The organism is Acidovorax sp. T1 (assembly GCF_002176815.1).
Taxonomy (GTDB): Bacteria; Pseudomonadota; Gammaproteobacteria; order Burkholderiales; family Burkholderiaceae_C; genus Acidovorax.
The window spans coordinates 3,825,001-3,843,728 of record NZ_CP021648.1 but is presented as its reverse complement, the minus strand read 5'-3'; the positions used below and the strand labels follow the sequence as shown (position 1 = coordinate 3,843,728).

The window sequence follows — 18,728 nt, the reverse complement described above, 5'->3', positions numbered from 1 at the left end:
AGCGCTTGACGCGAAAGCGCCAGGGGGTTAATTGTTCTTCGCGGCGCACTGGGCGCATTGGCCATACAGGGCCATCGTGTGGTCTTGCACTACCCAGCCCTTGGCCTTGGCAACGATCTGCTGGCGCTTTTCGATCTCGGGGTCGTAGAACTCTTCCACCTTGCCGCAGGAGGTGCACACGAAATGGTCATGGTGCTGGCCTTCATTGAGTTCGTAGACCGCCTTGCCACTTTCGAAGTTGCTGCGGATCAGGATGCCTGCCTGCTCGAATTGCGTGAGCACGCGATAGACCGTGGCCAGTCCGATGTCCGAGCGTTCCTCCAGCAGGACGCGAAAGACATCTTCGGCCGTCATGTGGCGCTGTGCGCCCTTCTGAAAAATCTCCATGATTTTCAGGCGCGGCAGGGTGGCCTTCAGGCCAGTGCTTTTGAGTTCGTCGATATTCGTCATGGCGCAGTCTTTCGTGTGTCGGCGGGCTCGACCAGGCCCTCAGGGCCAGCCGCTACAATGGGTCGATCATAGCTTTACGCCCCTTTCCCATGCCCGTCAAAGCCCATCGCAGCGCCCGTCTGGGTGTGACCTTGTTCATCGGTGTCTGCCTGACTGCCGTGGCCGGTTGCAGCAGCCTGGACAGTGCCAGCCATCGCCTGGCCAGCGTCGTGACGCCTTACAAGGTGAATGTGGTGCAGGGCAATTTTGTTTCGCGCGAGCAGATGGAGGCGCTTGCCCCGGGCATGAGCCGGCAGCAGGTGCGCGACATTCTCGGCACGCCCCTGGTGACCAGCCTGTTCCATGCCGAGCGCTGGGAATACGTGTTCACCATCAAACGCCCTGGTGAAGATATCCAGACGCGCAAGCTCACCTTGTTTTTCCAGGGCGATCTCCTGCAGCGATTCGACGGCGACACCATGCCCTCCGAAGCCGAGTTTGTCGCGTCCCTGGGGTCGCGGTCCGCCACGGGCAAGGTGCCCGTGCTGGAGGCCACCGACGCCCAGCTGGCACGTTTCCCGGCCCCCGAGCGCACGGCCAGCGTGCCGGCGGCCGCACCGGCCGAACCGGTTTCCACCTCTTACCCCCCGCTCGAAGCGCCCGCGCGCTGAAGGCTGCGGCTTGGGGCGCCGGCAGCCGGCATGGCCCACCGCGTTCACCGATACAGGAATGACATGACTGGCAACTCTTTGCCCACCCAACCCACTGCCAAAGCCCTGCGTGTCGCGGTGGCCGGTGCGTCCGGCCGCATGGGCCGCATGCTGATCGAAGCCCTGCGCGCCAGCGACGACATGGTGCTGGCCGGCGCCCTGGATGTGGCGGCCAGCCCTGCCATCGGCTCGGATGCCACGGCTTTTCTGGGCTACGCGAGTGGCGTGGCCATCACGGCAGACTTGCGCGCGGGCCTGAAGAATGCCGATGTGTTGATCGACTTCACCCGCCCCGAAGGCACGCTGGCCCACCTGGCCGTTTGCAGCGAGCTGGGCGTGAAGGCCGTCATCGGCACCACGGGTTTCACGGACGCACAAAAAGCCGAGATCGCGGCCTGTGCCCAGCGCACCGCCATCGTGATGGCGCCCAACATGAGTGTGGGCGTGAACGTCACGCTCAAGTTGCTGCAGATGGCGGCCAAGGCCATGGCAACGGGCTATGACATCGAAATCATCGAAGCCCACCACCGCCACAAGGTCGATGCCCCCTCGGGCACGGCCCTCAAGATGGGCGAAGTGATTGCCGATGCCCTGGGGCGCGACCTCAAGGAATGCGCCGTGTATGCGCGCGAAGGCGTGACCGGCGAGCGCGATCCGTCGAGCATCGGCTTTGCCACCATCCGGGGTGGCGACATCGTGGGCGACCACACCGTGCTGTTTGCCGGCATTGGCGAGCGCATCGAAATCACCCACAAATCGTCCAGCCGCGCCACCTACGCCCAGGGCAGCCTGCGTGCCGTGCGCTTTCTCGCAGACCGCAAGACCGGCATGTTCGACATGTTCGACGTGCTGGGCCTGAACTAGCCCGAAAGGGAGCCGGCATGGACGCACTGCACTGGTGGCGCCAAGGCGATGTTGTGACGCAGGGCACGGCCCTGCTGCTGCTGGCCATGTCGGTAGCCAGCTGGGTGGTGATCTTCTGGAAGGCGCGCCTCATGCACCGGGCCTCGGCCGATGTGGCGCGGTGCACCGCGGCTTTCTGGCAGGCGCCATCGCTGGACGTGGCAGCGCAGCGTTTGCAGTCTTTTGACCGGGAAGCGCTGGTGCTGCCTTTGGTGGTTGCGGCAAATTCCATCGCCAGTCCTGCGCACACCGGTGTGCCGGCCACATTGGCCACATCCGGCAGCCTGTCGCAACAGATCACCCGCGTGCTGCGCGATGCGCTGCATGGTGTCCTCGGGCGGCTGCAGTGGGGGCAGGTGTTGCTGGCCACGGTGGGCTCCACGGCGCCTTTCGTCGGCTTGCTCGGCACGGTCTGGGGCATCTACCATGCCCTCAGCGCGATGGCGGGCGCCGGTCAGATCACCATCGACCGCGTGGCCGGCCCCGTGGGCGAGGCCCTGGTGATGACGGCGGCCGGCCTGGCGGTGGCGATTCCGGCGGTGCTGGCCTACAACGTGTTCGGCCGCTTTATTGGCCGCATCGAGGCCGACCTGGAAGGTTTTGCGCGCGACCTGCGCGAGTTGCTGGCGCAGCACCCGGAGTCCTGACATGGCATTTGGCCGCCTCGAACGCACCCACGGCCCGCAACCCATGAGCGACATCAATATGACGCCCCTGGTGGACGTGATGCTGGTGCTGGTGGTCATCTTCATCCTCACGGCGCCCTTGCTGGCCAGTTCCATCCGGCTCGATCTGCCCCGCACAGAAGGTGCCACCCCCGGCGCCGCGCCCCAGTTCGTGACCCTGGTGGTGGACCGCACCGGCCAGGCCTATCTGGACGACCAGCCCCTGTCGCAGGCTGCCCTGGCCGAGCGGCTTCAGCGCATCGGTGCGGCCCGGCCTGACACGGAAGTGCAGTTGCGGGCCGATGCCGCCGTGCCGTATGGCCGCGTGGTCGAAGTCATGGGCGCGGCCCACAGCGCCGGGCTGCAGCGCATCGGGTTCGTTGCCGAACAGCCGGTGGCGGCGCCCTGAGCCCCTGGCGGCAAGGCCAGAGCCCGCACCGGGTGCGGCGCACCGCCAGGCGCCACCCCCGCGACCGCCTAAAATCGGCCAAAGCAGCAGCCCAGCGGCTGCATCCCTCTCATCCAGCAGAGCCCCCATGCAAGAAAAATACTCTCCCCAAGACGTCGAGCGCGCCGCGCACGACCACTGGACCGCCACCGACGCCTACCGTGTGACGGAAGACGCGAACAAGAAGAAGTTCTACGCCTGCTCGATGCTGCCCTACCCCAGCGGCAAGCTGCACATGGGCCATGTGCGCAACTACACCATCAACGACATGCTCACGCGCTACCTGCGCATGAACGGCCACAACGTGCTCATGCCCATGGGCTGGGACGCCTTCGGCCTGCCGGCCGAGAACGCCGCGCTGAAAAACGGCGTGCCACCGGCCCAATGGACGTACGACAACATCGCGTACATGAAAAAGCAGATGCAGGCCATGGGCCTGGCCATCGACTGGAGCCGCGAAGTCGCCACCTGCGACCCCACCTATTACCAATGGAACCAGTGGCTGTTTTTGAAAATGCTGGAGAAAGGCATCGCCTACCGCAAGACCCAGGTGGTGAACTGGGACCCGGTGGACCAGACCGTGCTGGCGAACGAGCAGGTGATTGACGGCAAGGGCTGGCGCACTGGCGCCACCGTGGAAAAGCGCGAAATCCCCGGCTATTACCTCAAGATCACCGACTACGCCGAAGAGTTGCTCGACTTTGTGACCGGCGACAAGCTGCCCGGCTGGCCCGAGCGCGTGAAGCTGATGCAGGAAAACTGGATCGGCAAGAGCGAAGGCGTGCGCTTTGCGTTCACGCATGACATCGCAGGTGACGATGGTGCGCTGATCGGCGACGGCAAGATGTATGTCTTCACCACGCGCGCCGACACCATCATGGGCGTGACGTTTTGCGCCGTGGCGCCCGAGCACCCGCTGGCCGCCCACGCTGCCAAAACCAACCCCCAGCTTGCAGCCTTCATCGAAGAGTGCAAGAGCGGCGGCACGACCGAGGCCGAGCTGGCCACCCAAGAGAAAAAGGGCGTGCCCACGGGCCTGTACGTCACGCACCCGCTGACCGGCGAAAAGGTGCAGGTGTGGGTCGGCAACTATGTGCTGATGGGCTATGGCGACGGCGCCGTGATGGGCGTGCCTGCGCACGACGAGCGCGACTTCGCGTTCGCCCTCAAGTACGGCATCGAGATCAAGCAGGTCGTGCTGGTCGATGGCGAGCACTTTGACTACCGCCAGTGGCACGACTGGTATGGCGACAAACAGCGCGGTGTGACCATCAACTCCGACAGTTTCAGCGGCCTGTCCTACAAGGAAGCCGTGAACGCCGTGGCCCACGCGCTGCAGCAAAAGGACCTGGGCGAAAAGAAGACCACCTGGCGCCTGCGCGACTGGGGCGTGAGCCGCCAGCGCTACTGGGGCACGCCGATTCCCATCATCCATTGCGAAGAACACGGCGCCGTGCCGGTGCCCGAAAAAGACCTGCCGGTGGTGTTGCCCACCGACTGCGTGCCCGACGGCTCGGGCAACCCGCTGCACAAGCACGAGGGCTTTCACGCCGGCGTGACCTGCCCCGTGTGCGGCAAGCCCGCACGGCGCGAGACCGACACCATGGACACCTTCGTGGACAGCTCGTGGTACTTCATGCGCTACTGCGACCCGAAGAACGCTGAAAAAATGGTCGCGGAGGGCGCCGATTATTGGATGCCGATGGACCAGTACATCGGCGGCATCGAGCACGCCATCCTGCACCTGCTGTACGCGCGTTTCTGGACCAAGGTCATGCGCGATATCCGGGTGAAGGGCCCCGGAGATTCCGAGGCCGTGGGCCTCGTCAAAGTCGATGAGCCCTTCACCAAGCTGCTCACGCAGGGCATGGTGCTCAACCACATCTACAGCCGCCGCACCGCCAAGGGCGGCAAGGACTACTTCTGGCCGCACGACGTGGAACATGTGCTCGACGAGGGCGGCAAGATCATTGGCGCCAAGCTGAAGAACGAAGCCACCAGTGGCGACGGCCTGCTGCCCGTGGGCACGCCGATTGACTACGAGGGCGTGGGCACCATGTCCAAGTCCAAGAACAACGGTGTCGATCCGCAGGACCTGATCGAAAAGTACGGCGCCGACACCGCCCGTCTGTACACCATGTTCACCGCGCCGCCCGAAGCCACGCTGGAGTGGAACGACGCCGCCGTGGAAGGCAGCTACCGCTTTCTGCGCCGCGTGTGGAACTTCGGTGTGAAGCTGTCTGCTATGAATATGGAAGCTGCTTGCGCAAGCGTGGCAAGCGCTAGCAGCCTAAAAGACGTTGAATTCGGCAAAGAGGCCAAGGCCCTGCGCCTGGAGATCCACACCGTGCTCAAGCAGGTGGACTACGACTACCAGCGCATGCAGTACAACACCGTGGTCTCGGGCGCGATGAAGATGATCAACGCCCTGGAAGACTTCAAGGCCCTGGACTGCGCCGGTGCCCAGGTCGCGCTGATCGAAGGCTTTGGCATCCTGCTGCGCTGCCTGTACCCGGCCACGCCGCATGTGGCGCACAGCCTGTGGTCGCAACTGGGCTACGCCGGGCAGCTGGGTGATTTGCTCGATGCCCCCTGGCCGCAGGTCGATGCCAACGCGCTGGTGCAGGACGAGATCGAGCTCATGCTGCAGGTCAACGGCAAGCTGCGCGGCTCCATCCAGGTGCCCGCCCAGGCCGACAAGGCCGAGATTGAGCGCATTGCGCTGGCCAGCGAGGCCTTTGCGGCCCAGGCGGCCGGTGCGCATCCGAAGCGTGTGATCGTGGTGCCGGGCCGTCTGGTGAACGTGGTGGTGTGAGCATGATGAACAAGCGCGCACTGCTCTCCCTCGCCCCAGTGGCCCTGCTGACCGCCTGCGGTTTTCGCCTGCGCGGGGTGCCAGAGTTTTCGTTCGCATCGCTCTATGTGGCGGCACCGCAGGGCTCGTCGCTGGCGCGGGAGCTGGTGCGCACGCTGGCAGGGTCGGGCAGCACGCTGCGGGTGCTGCGCGATGCCGCCGACCTGCCAACCGCCGAGGCCGTGCTCGATCTGCTGTCGGAGCAGCACGAACGTGTGGTGGTGGGCCAGAACGCCTCGGGCCAGGTGCGCGAGCTGGAGTTGCGCCTGCGTGTGCGCTTTCGACTGCGCACCCCGGCAGGCGATGAGCTGATTCCCAGCACCGAGCTGCTGCAGCAGCGCGAGGTCAGCTACAACGAAGCCATTGCCCTGGCCAAGGAGGCCGAAGAGGCTCTGCTGTTTCGCAACATGCAGACCGACATCGTGCAGCAGCTGTTGCGCCGGCTGGCGGCGGTCAGGCGCTAAATACCGCACGCGCCTGGGCCGGCTTCATGCGCCGCCGGGTTGGTTCCGTGACGCGATCGACGGCCCGCGCATCAACCGCGCATCAGCGTGCTCTTGCCAAACAGCGACTCGACCAGGTCCACCGCCAGCATGGCCGTGCGGTTGCGCACATCGAGCGCGGGGTTGAGCTCCACAATGTCCAGCGACGCGAGCCGCCCGCTGTCGGCGATCATCTCCATGCACAGTTGCGCCTCGCGGTAGGTGGGGCCGCCGGGCACCGTGGTGCCCACGCCGGGCGCGATGTCCGGGTCGAGAAAATCCACATCGAAGCTCACATGCAGGTGCGTGTCGGCATCCAGCCCGTCCAGCGCCTGCAGCATGGTCTGGCGCATGCCCACCTCGTCGATGAAGCGCATGTCGAAGACTTCCAGCCCCTGCTCGTGCACAAATCGTTTTTCGCCCGCGTCCACGCTGCGGATGCCGATCTGGCGGATTTGCGATGGCTGCAGCGCCGGGCCGCCGCCAGGCATCTGCGCCAGTTGGGTCAGTTCTGCGGGGCCAAAGCCGCACAGGCAGGCCACCGGCATGCCGTGCACATTGCCGCTGGGCGTGAGCGCGCTGGTGTTGAAGTCGGCATGGGCATCCAGCCACAGCACGCGCAGTTTCTTGCCCGCCTCGGCGCAATGGCGCGCCACGGCACTGATGCTGCCCAGGCCCAGGCAGTGGTCGCCGCCCAGCAAGATGGGCAGGTGGCCCTGTCGGAGTTCGTCCAGCACGGCGTTGAATACGGTCTGGTTCCATTGCACCACCTGGGGCAGGTGGCGGTAGCCATCCACGGGCGGCAGCCAGGGGTTGGCGGGGCCGGCCAGGTTGCCCCGGTCCGCCACCTGCAGGCCGCGGCCTTCCAGGGCCGCCTGCAAGCCGGCCACCCGCAAGGCCTCGGGGCCCATGGAGGCGCCGCGTGCGCCCGCGCCGATGTCGGTGGGGGCGCCGATCAGGCAGATGGAAGGTGAGGTGATGGACATGGGAAAAGGCTTTCTGGGAAGGCGGTGGGTACGGTGTTGCGAGCGCAGGCGCTATTTTCGGGGCTTTGGGCGCCCGTGAACAGGAAAAAGGCGGGTCAGCCCGTGGCAGTCATGGCGCTATCTGCTGTGGTGCGTCCGCAGTTTCCGGGGTCTGCGCCGCCAGGGCGATAAACTTTGCCGCATGCAAGTCGCCCTGGCCCAACTCTCTCAGCATCTTCAACGGGGCCTGTCGCCGCTTTATGTGTTGCACGGCGACGAGCCGCTGCTGCAGCAGGAGGCGGCCGACGCCATTCGCGCCACCGCCCGTGCCCAGGGCTACACCGAGCGCAGCAGCTACACCGTGGCCGGTGCGCACTTTGACTGGAGCGCGGTGCTGGCGGCGGGCGGGTCACTCAGCCTGTTTGCCGACAAGCAGATCGTCGAGATCCGCATTCCCTCGGGCAAACCTGGCAAGGACGGCAGCGTGGCCCTGCAGCAGATTGCTGAATCCGCCCGGGGCAACGACAGCACCCTCACGCTGGTGATGCTGCCGCGCCTCGATAAAGCCACCAAGACCGGCGCCTGGTTTGCCGCGCTGGAGGGCAACGGCGTCTCCATCCAGATCGACCCCATCGAGCGTGGCATGCTGCCCCAGTGGATCGCCCAGCGCCTCGCCGCGCAGGGCCAGCGTGTGGTGGCGGGCGAGGAAGGCCAGCGCACGCTGCAGTTCTTTGCCGACCGTGTCGAGGGCAACCTGCTGGCCGCGCACCAGGAAATCCAGAAGCTGGCCCTGCTGCACCCGGCAGGTGAGTTGACCCAGGCGCAGGTCGAAGCCGCCGTGCTCAACGTGGCGCGCTACGACGTGTTCAAACTGTCTGAATCGGTGCTGGCCGGGCACACCGCCCGTGTGCAGCGCATGCTGGACGGCCTGCAGGCCGAGGGCGAGGCCGAGGTGCTGGTGCACTGGGCCCTGGCCGAAGACATCCGCGCCTTAAAACGCGTGAAAGACGCCATGAACGCCGGCCGCCCCTTGCCCATGGCCCTGCGCGAGAACCGCATCTGGGGCCCCAAGGAGCGGTTGTTCGAGCGCATCCTGCCCAAGGCCAGCGACGCGGCGCTGGCGCGCCTGCTGCAGTCGGCCCACACGGTGGATGGCATCGTCAAAGGCCTCAAGCAGCCCGACTGGCCTGCGGACGGCTGGCAAGCGCTGCATCGGCTGGCGTTTCAGCTGTGCCGGTTGACGCAGGCGGCGCGCTGAGGGGGTGCCAGACTTTGGGTGTTTTTGGCCTCTAGCGCTTATCTATACAGCGCAAGCAGCTATAAAATATGTAGTGAGTGGCTGCGTCGTTCCGGGTGGTTTACGCCTGCGCCAGCACACCGCGCGCCTTGTCCACCCACATCTGCAGGCTGTCCACCAGGTCTTTCTGGCTGAACGAACAGCTTTCTTCCGAGAACAGTGCGCTGGATTCGAGCCGGTCCAGCAGGCCATGCAGCACCTCGGCATAGCGCGGCGGCAGGGCAGTGAGCAGATCGGCCTGCGCGCGGGCGGTGTGGCTGAGGGCCGACGCAGAAATGGTGCCCTGGGTGAAGGCGTTCAGCGCGTCTTGCACCGGGGTGACGAGGTGGGATCGGGTCATGGGGGGTGAGCAGGGAAGCCGGGCTGCAAGGGTAACCGCAGTAAAGCCCCCGGTGCCAGGGCATCTGCGGCAAAATCGCCGGATGAATGCTCTCAACGTCGCCGAATACACGCACACCCTGGGTTTGCAGGCAAAAACGGCCTCCGCGCTGATGGCCAAAGCGCCTGCAGCTATCAAAAACAAAGCACTCAAGGCCCTGGCCCGCCTGCTGCGCGAGAACGTGGACGCGCTGCAAATCGACAATGCCAAAGACCTGGAGCGTGCCGTGGCCAATGGCCTGGCGGCCCCGATGGTGGACCGCCTGAAGCTCAGCCCCCAGGTGCTGGAAACCTGCGCCCAGGGCTGCGAGCAGCTGGCCGCCATGCCCGACATCATTGGCGAGATCATGGGCATGAAGCAGCAGCCCAGCGGCATCCGCGTGGGCCAGATGCGCGTGCCCATTGGTGTGTTCGGCATGATTTACGAGAGCCGCCCCAACGTGACCATCGAGGCCGCCAGCCTCAGCATCAAGAGCGGCAATGCCTGCATTTTGCGCGGTGGCTCCGAGGCGATCGATTCGAACAAGGCGCTGGCAAAACTGGTGCAGCAGGCGCTGGCGGAAGCCGGCCTGCCGCAGGACGCCGTGCAACTGGTGCAGACCACCGACCGCGAGGCCGTGGGCCAGCTCATCGCCCTGCCCGAGTTCGTGGACGTGATCATCCCGCGCGGCGGCAAGGGCCTGATCGAGCGCATCAGCCGCGACGCCAAGGTGCCCGTCATCAAGCACCTGGATGGCAACTGCCACACCTATGTGGACGACCCCTGCGACATCGCCATGGCGGTGAAGGTGGCCGACAACGCCAAGACCAGCAAATACAGCCCTTGCAATGCCAGCGAAGGCCTGTTGGTGGCGCGCGGCGTGGCGGCCGAGTTTTTGCCCAAGATCGGCGCGGTGTATGCCGCCAAGGGCGTGGAGATGCGCGGTTGCCCCGAATCGCTGGCGCTGCTGGCCGCCGTGCCCGGCGCGCAACTGGTGCCCGCCACCGAGCAGGACTGGAGCGAGGAATACCTCGCGCCCATCATCAGCGTGAAGGTGGTGGCGGGTGTGGACGAGGCCATTGCGCACATCAACCGCTATTCGAGCCACCACACCGACGCCATCCTGACGCGCGACCACTTGCACGCCCAGCGCTTTTTGCGCGAGGTGGATTCGGCCAGCGTGATGGTGAACACCAGCACCCGTTTTGCCGATGGCTTCGAGTTTGGCCTGGGGGCGGAAATCGGCATCAGCACCGACAAGTTCCACGCGCGCGGGCCCGTGGGGCTGGAAGGGCTCACCTCGCTCAAGTACGTGGTGCTGGGTGAGGGTGAGGTGCGGAACTGATTTGCTCCTTATTTCATAGCTGGTAGCGCTTGACAGTATTGCGCTGAAGGCCAATACCACATGAAAATCATCATCCTCGGAGCGGGCCGCGTGGGCCAGAGCGTGGCCGACAGCCTGGTGTCGGAGCGCAACGACATCACCGTCATCGACACCGATGCCGCGCGCCTGCGTGATTTGGAGTCGCGCTTTGACCTGCGCGGCGTGGTGGGTGACGGCATCGACCCGGCCGTGCTGGCCGAGGCGGGCGCCAAGGACACCGACCTGTTGATCGCCTGCGCTGCGCAGGACGAGACCAACCTGGTGTGCTGCAAGGTGGCGCAGCTGCTGTTCAACATCCCCAAGCGCATCGCGCGCGTGCGCTCGATGGGTTTTCAGGCCGATCCGCTGCTCATGGGCCCCGAGGGCTTTGCGGTGGATCGCATCATCTGCCCCGAGGAATCCCTCACGCGCTACATCGGCAAGCTCATCGATTACCCCGAGGCCATGCAGGTGCGCGAGTTTGCAGGCGGGCGGGCCTGCCTGGTGTCGGTGCGGGCGCGCGCTGGCGCGCCCATGGTGGGCCACACCGTGGCCGAGATGCGCAACAGCACCCCCGAGGTGGCCGTGCGCCTGGTGGCCATTTACCGCCGCTTTCCCGAAGAGCCAGACCGCTTCGTGGCCTGCGCCGGCGAGACCCGCATCGAGCCCGGTGACGAGGTGTTTGTGCTGGCCGCGCGCGAGCACATCGCCCATGTGCTGGCCACTTTGCACCGCCGGGACGCCACGCCGGTGCGGCCGGTGCGCCGCATCATGATTGCCGGGGGTGGCCGCGTGGGCCTGCACCTGGCGCTGGAACTGGGCAAGGAGGCAGGGCGTTATCTGGTGAAGATCATCGAGGACGACAACGCGCGCTGCATCGCGCTGGCCTCGCGCCTGCCGTCCGACGTGCTGGTGCTGCAGGGCGACGCCACGGATGAAAACCTGCTCGGGGATGAGGGCATCGACGAGATCGATCTCTTTCTGGCCCTCACCGACGACGACGAGGACAACATCATGTCCAGCCTGCTGGCCAAGCGCATGGGCGCGCGCCGCGTGCTGGCGCTCATCAACCGCCGCAGCTATGCCGATCTGATGCACGGCACGCAGATCGACATTGCCCTGTCGCCCGCGCAGGCCATGCTGGGCGAGCTGCTGGCTTATGTGCGCCAGGGCGATGTGCAGGCCGTGCACAGCCTGCGCCGGGGCGTGGCCGAGGCGCTGGAGATCGTGGTGCGCGGCGACCGCAAGACCTCGCGCGTGGTCGGCCGCAAGGTCAGCGAGCTGGCCCTGCCGCGCGACGTGCACATCGGGCTGATCGTGCGCGGCCTGCCGGATTCGGATGGTGCGCACGATGCGTCCGAGGTGGCGTCCGAGGTTGCGCCCGATGCCCTGCGCGCGCCGCAGGTGATCATCCCGCGCAGCGCCACGGTGCTGGAGAGCAACGACCATGTGGTGTTCTTCCTGCCGCACAAGCGGCTGGTGCGCGACGTGGAAAAGCTCTTCCGCGTGAGCGCCACGTTTTTCTGAACCAGGCAGGCGGGCAAGAAACCATGGTGGACATGTTTCCCGTGCTGCGGGTGCTGGGCATTCTGGTCATGATCTTTTCGCTGTCCATGGGGCTGCCGCTGGCGGTGTCATTGTGGACCGATGACGGGGTGTGGCAGGTGTACCCGCTGGCCATGGCGGCCACGCTGCTGGCGGGCGCCTGGCTGTGGTGGCGGCTGCGCCTGTTCCGGCAAGAGCTGCAGCCGCGCCACGGCGTGATGCTGGTCTCGCTGGTGTGGCTGTTGCTGCCGCTGTCCGCCGCCGTGCCGCTGATGCTGGCGGGGCATTACATCGGGCGGCCGATGTCGTTCACGCATGCGTACTTCGAGGCGGTGTCGGGCCTGACGACCACCGGCTCGACGGTGCTGGCCGGCCTGGACAGCTTGCCCGTCTCGGTGAACGTGTGGCGCACCTTTTTGCAGTGGATGGGTGGCATGGGCATTCTGATTCTTGCGGTGGCCGTGCTGCCACTGCTCGGGGTGGGCGGCAGCCAGCTGTTCAAGGCCGAGGCGGCCGGGCCACTGAAGGACACCAAGCTCACGCCGCGCATGACCGGCACCGCCAAAGGGCTGTGGGGCGTGTATGCCCTGTTCTCCACGTTGTGTGGCGTGGCCTACTGGGCGGGGGGGATGGCGCCGCTCGATGCGCTGATGCACATGTTCTCTACGGTCAGTCTGGGCGGGCTGTCGTCGCACGACCAGAGCTTCGGGTATTTCCAGTCGCCCTTGCTGGAGGCCATCTGCATCGTCTTCATGCTGGTGGCCAGCTGCAACTTCGCGCTGTATTTCGTGGCGATTCGCAAGGGCCATTGGCACGGCTTCTGGCACGACCCGGAGCTGCGCGCCACCTTGTTCACGCTGGTGGGCGGGGGGCTGCTGGTGGCCGGATTGCTGTGGGTGAAGGGCGTGTATGCGCCACTGGATGCGCTGCGCCATGGCATGTTCAACCTGGTGTCGCTGGCCTCCACCACCGGCTATGCCACGGTGGACTATTTGGGCTGGCCGGTGTTTGCGCCCGTGTTCATGCTGCTGCTGTCGGGCGTGGCCACCAGTGCCGGCTCGACGGGCTGCGGCATCAAGATGGTGCGCATGCTGATCTTGCTCAAGCAGGCGCGCCGGGAGATGAACCGCCTGGTGCACCCGCGCGCCGTGCAGCCGGTGCGGCTGGGCGATGCCGTGGTGGACAACCGGGTGATCTTTTCAGTGCTGGCGTTCATGCTGGTGTATGGCGCCACCATCTTCGGGCTGAGCATGGTGTTGCTGCTGACCGATTTGGATCCGGTGACAGCGTTCTCGGCGGTGCTGGCCAGTGTCAACTGCGCGGGGCCGGGCCTGGGTGCCGTGGGCCCCGCCTCCAACTATGCGGTGCTGACCGATTTTCAGCTGTGGGTGTGCACCCTGGCGATGCTGCTGGGGCGGCTGGAGATCCTGAGCTTCATGGCCTTGCTGACCCCGGCGTTCTGGCGCCGTTAGGGCGGCGGCTGTCTGCCCTGCGCGGCGGTGGCTTGCGAAACCCTGGCCCGGCCCCAAATCCCTACAATTCAACGCAATCGCTTCCCGAGGGCATCTATGGTTCCGCATCTCATCACGGCCCTCACGGGGCCGATCAACGAACTCGAACAGCGCATTCTCGACTCGATGCCCGCCATCGAACGCTGGTTCCGGCTGGAGTGGATGGAGCACACGCCGCCGTTCTACACCTCGGTCGATATCCGCAATGCCGGCTTCAAGCTCGCGCCGGTGGACACCAACCTGTTCCCCGGGGGCTGGAACAACCTCACCAAGGAGATGCTGCCCCTGGCCGTGCAGGCCGCCATGGCCGCCATCGAGAAGATCTGCCCCGAGGCGCGCAACCTGCTGATCATTCCCGAGAACCACACGCGCAACACCTTTTACCTGGCCAACGTGGTGCAGCTGCAGCGCATCTTCAACATGGCGGGCCTGAATGTGCGGGTGGGCTCCATCAGCCCCGAGATCAAGAAATCCACGCTGATCGAACTGCCCAATGGCGACTCGGTGATGCTCGAGCCCGTGATCCGCACCAAGGGGCGGCTGGGGCTCAAGGATTTCGACCCCTGCACCATCCTGCTCAACAACGACCTGTCTGCCGGTGCGCCCGGCATTCTGGAAGACCTCCACGAGCAATACCTGCTGCCACCGCTGCACGCGGGCTGGAGCGTGCGCCGCAAGAGCACGCATTTCAAGAACTATGAAGAGGTGGCCAAGCGCTTTGGCAAGATGCTGGGCATCGACCCGTGGCTGATCAACCCCATGTTCAGCCAGTGCGGCGATGTGGACTTTGCCGAGGGCACGGGCATGGACGCGCTGCAAAGCGGCGTGGATGCACTGCTGGCCAAGGTGCGGCGCAAGTACAAGGAATACGGCATCCACGAAAAGCCGTTCGTGATCGTCAAGGCCAACCACGGCACCTATGGCATGGGCATCATGACGGTGCGCGATGCCAAGGAGCTGGACGACCTGAACCGCAAGACCAAGAACAAGATGGCCGTCATCAAGGACGGCCAGCCGGTCAGCGATGTGATCATCCAGGAAGGGGTGCTCACACAGGAGCGGGTGCATGAGGCCGTGGCCGAGCCCGTGGTCTACATGATGGACCGCTATGTGGTGGGCGGCTTTTACCGCATGCATGCCGAGCGCGGCGTGGACGAGAACCTCAACGCCCCGGGCGCCAGCTTCGTGCCGCTGGCCTTCGAGCACAGCACCCACATGCCTCAGCCGGGTGTGCGCCCTGGCGTGAGCGCGCCCAACCGCTTTTACATGTATGGCGTGGTGGCGCGCCTGGCCATGCTGGCCGCCAGCTATGAGCTGGAAGCCACCAACCCGGACGCCGAGATTTACGACTGACCCGGGTGATTCTCCTGCCATGTCCTGGGCGCAGGGGCCAGAGGGTAGTTGCTGCACTGCAACAGGACGGGCAGGGCTAACACGAGAAGCCGGAGGCGGGGGCACAATAGCGTTCCCAAAAGTTACGGAACCCTGTCTTGCCCAGTGCAGCGGGGGGTGTCAGTGCAAAGCTCCAAATCATCGCTCGCAGCGCTCACGCTGGGCGCCATCGGTGTTGTCTATGGCGATATCGGCACCAGCGTGCTGTACGCGGTCAAGGAGGTCTTCGGCTCGGGCCATGTGCCCTTCACGCCGGACAACATCTACGGCATCCTGTCCATCTTCTTCTGGACCCTGACGGTCATCGTCTCCCTCAAATACGTGGTGCTGGTGCTGCGCGCCGACAACAACGGTGAGGGCGGGCTCATTGCCATGCTGGCGCTGGCCTCGCAGGCGGTGAAAGACAAGCCCCGGCTGCGCAAGGTGCTGCTGGCGGTGGGTATCTTTGGCACCTCGCTGTTTTATGGCGATGGCGTTATCACCCCGGCGATCTCGGTGCTTTCTGCGGTGGAGGGGCTGGAGGTGGTCTCGCCCCACTTCAAGCAGTATGTGATTCCGCTCACGCTGGTGGTGCTGTTTTGCCTGTTTGCGGTGCAAAAGCGGGGCACCAGCGGCATCGGCAAGTTCTTTGGCCCCGTCACGCTCCTCTGGTTCTTGACGATTGCCGTGCTGGGCGTGTCGCACATCGTCACGCACCCTGAAATCCTCTGGGCCATGAGCCCGCATCACGCGCTGGGGTTCATGTGGGCCCATCCGGGCATCAGCTTCATCATTTTGGGCGCCGTTGTGCTGTGCGTGACCGGGGCCGAGGCGCTGTATGCCGACCTGGGGCATTTCGGCAAGCACCCCATCCGGCTGGCCTGGTTTGGCGTGGCCATGCCGGCGCTCACGCTCAATTATTTCGGCCAGGGCGCATTGTTGCTGGCCGAACCCGAGGCGGTGAAAAACCCGTTTTTCATGATGGCGCCCGATTGGGCGCTGGTGCCGCTGGTGGTCATGGCCACGCTGGCCACGGTCATTGCCTCGCAGGCGCTCATCACGGGCGCCTTCAGCGTCACCAAGCAGGTCATCCAACTCGGTTATCTGCCGCGCCTGAACATCCTGCACACCAGCGTGCGCGATACGGGGCAGATCTACATACCGCTGGTCAACTGGGGCCTGTTCGTGGCCATTGTGCTGGCGGTGGTGATGTTCCGCTCGTCCAGCAACCTGGCTGCGGCCTATGGCATCGCCGTCACGCTGGACATGCTGATCACCACCATCCTGACGTTCTTTGTCATCCGCTATGGCTGGGGCTATCCGCTGGCGCTGTGCATCGCGGCCACCGGCTGCTTCTTTGTGGTGGATCTGGCTTTCTTCACCTCCAATCTGCTCAAGCTGTTCCAGGGCGGTTGGTTCCCGCTCATGATCGGTGGTGGCGTGTTCGTGCTGATGATGACCTGGAAGGAAGGACGCCGCCTGCTCAACGACACGCTGCGCGCCGATGCCATCGACCTCAAGGGGTTTCTCGAGTCGGTTTTCCTGAGTCCGCCCACGCGCGTGGATGGCACGGCGGTGTTCCTGACCGCCGAGCCGGGGGCCGTGCCCAACGCCATGCTGCACAACCTCAAGCACAACAAGGTGCTGCACAGCCAGAACCTGTTTGTCACCGTCCGCAACCACGAAGTGCCCTGGATCGGGTTGGACAAGCGCCTGCAGGTGGAGCCGCTGGGGCATGATTGCTGGCAGGTGGTGGTGCACTATGGGTTCAAGAACGACCCCGACATTCCCAGCGCCCTGCACCAGTTGCGGGGGCGTGGTTGTGCGCTGGACCCCATGACGACCAGCTACTTCCTCTCGCGTGACACCATCATCCCCACCATCGGCAGCGGCATGGCGCCCTGGCGCGAGAAGCTGTTTGCCCAGATGCACCACAACGCTAGCGGCGCCGCCGATTTCCTGCATCTGCCCAACAACGCAGTGGTCGAGCTCGGCTCCAAGATTGAAATCTAGCTGGTTTTCAGTGTTTTTGGCCTCTAGCGCTTATCTGTAAAGCGCTGGCAGCTATTAAATATATAGCTTTATGGGTGGCGCGCCGAGGGGTCCACACGGCTGGGCCCGGCCGCGTGCAGTGCCAGAATGTATCCATGCAATTCTTCAAAGACTTGAGTCTGTCGGCCTTCACGGCCGGCTTTGTCGCGGTGCTGGTGGGGTTCACGAGTTCGGTGGCTATCGTGTTCCAGGCGGCGCAAGCCTTCCAGGCCACGCCCGCGCAAATCGCTTCGTGGATGTGGGCGCTGGGGCTGGGCATGGGGCTGTGCTCCCTGGTGCCGTCGCTGCTGCTGCGCAAGCCGGTCATGGTGGCCTGGTCCACGCCGGGCGCGGCCGTGCTGGCCACCGCCGGGCTGGCCGGGGGCTTCAGCATGGCAGAGGCGGTGGGTGCCTTCATGGTGTGCGCCGCGCTGATCACGGTGGCGGGCGTCACGCGCTGGTTTGAGCGCGTCATGAACCGTATTCCCATGGAGATCGCCGCCGCGTTGCTGGCCGGCGTGCTGGCGCGCTTTGGCTTGCAGGCCTTTGCTGCGGCGCAGACGGCATTGCCGCTCGTCCTGCTGATGCTGGCGTCCTATCTGGTGGCGCGCCGGTGGTTGCCACGTTATGCCGTGGTCGTCACGCTGGCGCTGGCCATCGGCTTTGTCGCGCTGCGCGGCGAGATGTCCTGGTCGGCCATCCGTTTCGAGCTGGCCGTGCCTGTGTTCACGGCGCCGCAGTTCACCCTGTCTGCAGCCATCAGCCTGGCTTTGCCCCTGTTTGTCGTCACCATGGCGTCGCAAAACCTGCCGGGTGTGGCGGTGATCCGCGCCACCGGCTATGACCTGCCCGTGTCGCGCCTCATCACCATGACGGGGCTGGCGACCCTGGTGCTGGCGCCATTTGGCGGCTATGCGCTCAATTTCAGCGCCATCACAGCCGCCATCTGCATGGGGCCGGAAGCCCATCCGGACCGCGACAAGCGCTACACGGCGGCGGTGTCCTGCGGCTTGCTGTATGTGGCGATTGGCATTTTTGGCGCCGTTGTCACGGGGTTGCTGACGGCGTTTCCCAAAGAGCTGGTGGTGGCCATCGCCGGCCTGGCACTGCTGGGCACCATCGGCAATGGCCTGGCTGCCGCGCTGCGCGATGAGCCCCACCGCGAGGCGGCATTGATCACATTCCTGGTCACCCTCAGCGGCGTGGTGGTGGCGGGCGTGGGGTCTGCCTTCTGGGGCGTGGTGGCCGGCAGCCTGGCGCTATTTGTGCAACAGTACGGGCGTTCCTCCACGGGGAGTGTCTGACGCGGTCAGATGCAGTGTGCGGCAATGTCTTTCGGGGCGGCCGCGTGTTTTGCCATGCCAGCCTTCTGGCCCGGGCGCCTTTTTTCTGAGAGACCATGAAACTCCTGTTCATCGCTGATCCGCTGGAAAGCTTCAAGATCTACAAAGACACCACCTTTGCCATGATGCGCGAGGCACAGCGGCGCGGTCACCAGCTGGCGGTTTGCCTGCCGCAGGATCTGGTCTGGCAGCGCGGCAGCCAGGTGACTGCACGGGTGCGGGATATTGTCCTCACCGGCGATTCCACCCACTGGTTTCAGGCGCAGCCCCTGCGCAGTGCAGCGCTTACGGCGTTCGACGCCGTGCTCATGCGCAAAGACCCTCCTTTCGACAGCGAATATTTCTATGCCACCCACCTGCTTGAACAGGCCGAGCGGGAGGGGGCCCGGGTATTCAACAAGCCGCGCGCCCTGCGCGACCACCCGGAAAAGCTGGCGATCATGGAGTTTCCGC

Annotated in this window: 17 protein-coding genes (1 of these 17 running past the window's edge); 14 read left to right on the top strand and 3 right to left on the bottom strand. The window is 65.3% G+C overall.

What is annotated here, in order from left to right:
- Positions 1-27: 27 nt before the first annotated feature.
- Positions 28-450 (bottom strand): ferric iron uptake transcriptional regulator, encoded by a 423-nt coding sequence (gene fur, locus CCX87_RS17870; protein WP_087747917.1) that lies wholly within the window; start codon positions 448-450, stop codon positions 28-30.
- An 89-nt stretch (positions 451-539) separates the two neighbouring features.
- Here fur and CCX87_RS17865 point away from each other — a divergent pair, with 89 nt between their 5' ends.
- The 6 genes from CCX87_RS17865 (at position 540) to CCX87_RS17840 (ending at position 6,473) form a co-directional block, all read left to right on the top strand.
- Positions 540-1,100, top strand: a complete 561-nt coding sequence (locus CCX87_RS17865; RefSeq protein ID WP_087747916.1) for an outer membrane protein assembly factor BamE — start codon at positions 540-542, stop codon at positions 1,098-1,100.
- Between the two features lie 63 nt (positions 1,101-1,163).
- On the top strand, positions 1,164-2,003 hold the full coding sequence (gene dapB / locus CCX87_RS17860; RefSeq protein WP_087747915.1) for a 4-hydroxy-tetrahydrodipicolinate reductase: 840 nt from the start codon (positions 1,164-1,166) through the stop codon (positions 2,001-2,003).
- Positions 2,004-2,020: 17 nt separating this feature from the next.
- The gene (locus CCX87_RS17855) at positions 2,021-2,689 is read left to right on the top strand and encodes a MotA/TolQ/ExbB proton channel family protein (protein WP_087747914.1); all 669 of its coding nucleotides are present in this window, start codon (positions 2,021-2,023) and stop codon (positions 2,687-2,689) included.
- Between the two features lies 1 nt (position 2,690).
- Positions 2,691-3,116, top strand: coding sequence for an ExbD/TolR family protein (locus tag CCX87_RS17850; RefSeq protein ID WP_087747913.1), 426 nt, complete (start codon positions 2,691-2,693; stop codon positions 3,114-3,116).
- A gap of 127 nt (positions 3,117-3,243) precedes the next feature.
- On the top strand, positions 3,244-5,970 hold the full coding sequence (gene leuS, locus CCX87_RS17845) for a leucine--tRNA ligase (RefSeq protein WP_087747912.1): 2,727 nt from the start codon (positions 3,244-3,246) through the stop codon (positions 5,968-5,970).
- A gap of 5 nt (positions 5,971-5,975) precedes the next feature.
- Entirely contained in the window at positions 5,976-6,473 is a 498-nt protein-coding gene (locus tag CCX87_RS17840) for an LPS-assembly lipoprotein LptE (protein ID WP_087748461.1), read from the top strand.
- 71 nt (positions 6,474-6,544) lie between these two features.
- Here CCX87_RS17840 and rocF read toward each other — a convergent pair whose 3' ends face one another.
- Positions 6,545-7,477, bottom strand: coding sequence for an arginase (gene rocF, locus CCX87_RS17835; RefSeq protein WP_087747911.1), 933 nt, complete (start codon positions 7,475-7,477; stop codon positions 6,545-6,547).
- 181 nt (positions 7,478-7,658) lie between these two features.
- Between rocF and holA the strand changes: the two genes are divergently transcribed.
- A complete protein-coding gene (holA, locus tag CCX87_RS17830) occupies positions 7,659-8,714 on the top strand; it encodes a DNA polymerase III subunit delta (RefSeq protein WP_087747910.1) in 1,056 nt (351 codons plus the stop codon).
- A gap of 100 nt (positions 8,715-8,814) precedes the next feature.
- Here holA and CCX87_RS17825 read toward each other — a convergent pair whose 3' ends face one another.
- The gene (locus CCX87_RS17825; RefSeq protein WP_087747909.1) at positions 8,815-9,093 is read right to left on the bottom strand and encodes a hypothetical protein; all 279 of its coding nucleotides are present in this window, start codon (positions 9,091-9,093) and stop codon (positions 8,815-8,817) included.
- Positions 9,094-9,175: 82 nt separating this feature from the next.
- On the opposite strand from CCX87_RS17825, the gene CCX87_RS17820 reads away from it, so the two are divergent.
- The 7 genes from CCX87_RS17820 to gshB form a co-directional block, all read left to right on the top strand.
- The gene (locus CCX87_RS17820; protein ID WP_087747908.1) at positions 9,176-10,456 is read left to right on the top strand and encodes a glutamate-5-semialdehyde dehydrogenase; all 1,281 of its coding nucleotides are present in this window, start codon (positions 9,176-9,178) and stop codon (positions 10,454-10,456) included.
- A 60-nt stretch (positions 10,457-10,516) separates the two neighbouring features.
- Positions 10,517-12,001 (top strand): Trk system potassium transporter TrkA, encoded by a 1,485-nt coding sequence (gene trkA / locus CCX87_RS17815; protein WP_087747907.1) that lies wholly within the window; start codon positions 10,517-10,519, stop codon positions 11,999-12,001.
- Between the two features lie 23 nt (positions 12,002-12,024).
- Complete coding sequence (locus tag CCX87_RS17810; protein ID WP_087747906.1) at positions 12,025-13,491, top strand: TrkH family potassium uptake protein; 1,467 nt, start codon at positions 12,025-12,027, stop codon at positions 13,489-13,491.
- A gap of 96 nt (positions 13,492-13,587) precedes the next feature.
- Entirely contained in the window at positions 13,588-14,883 is a 1,296-nt protein-coding gene (gene gshA / locus CCX87_RS17805; RefSeq protein WP_087747905.1) for a glutamate--cysteine ligase, read from the top strand.
- A 162-nt stretch (positions 14,884-15,045) separates the two neighbouring features.
- Positions 15,046-16,914, top strand: a complete 1,869-nt coding sequence (locus CCX87_RS17800; RefSeq protein WP_087747904.1) for a potassium transporter Kup — start codon at positions 15,046-15,048, stop codon at positions 16,912-16,914.
- Between the two features lie 134 nt (positions 16,915-17,048).
- Positions 17,049-18,236, top strand: coding sequence for a benzoate/H(+) symporter BenE family transporter (locus CCX87_RS17795; protein ID WP_087747903.1), 1,188 nt, complete (start codon positions 17,049-17,051; stop codon positions 18,234-18,236).
- Positions 18,237-18,331: 95 nt separating this feature from the next.
- Positions 18,332-18,728, top strand: the start of a protein-coding gene (gene gshB / locus CCX87_RS17790) for a glutathione synthase (protein WP_087747902.1). It continues 560 nt past the right edge of the window; 397 of the gene's 957 nt are visible here — the first part of the coding sequence; it begins with the start codon at positions 18,332-18,334; the stop codon falls past the right edge of the window.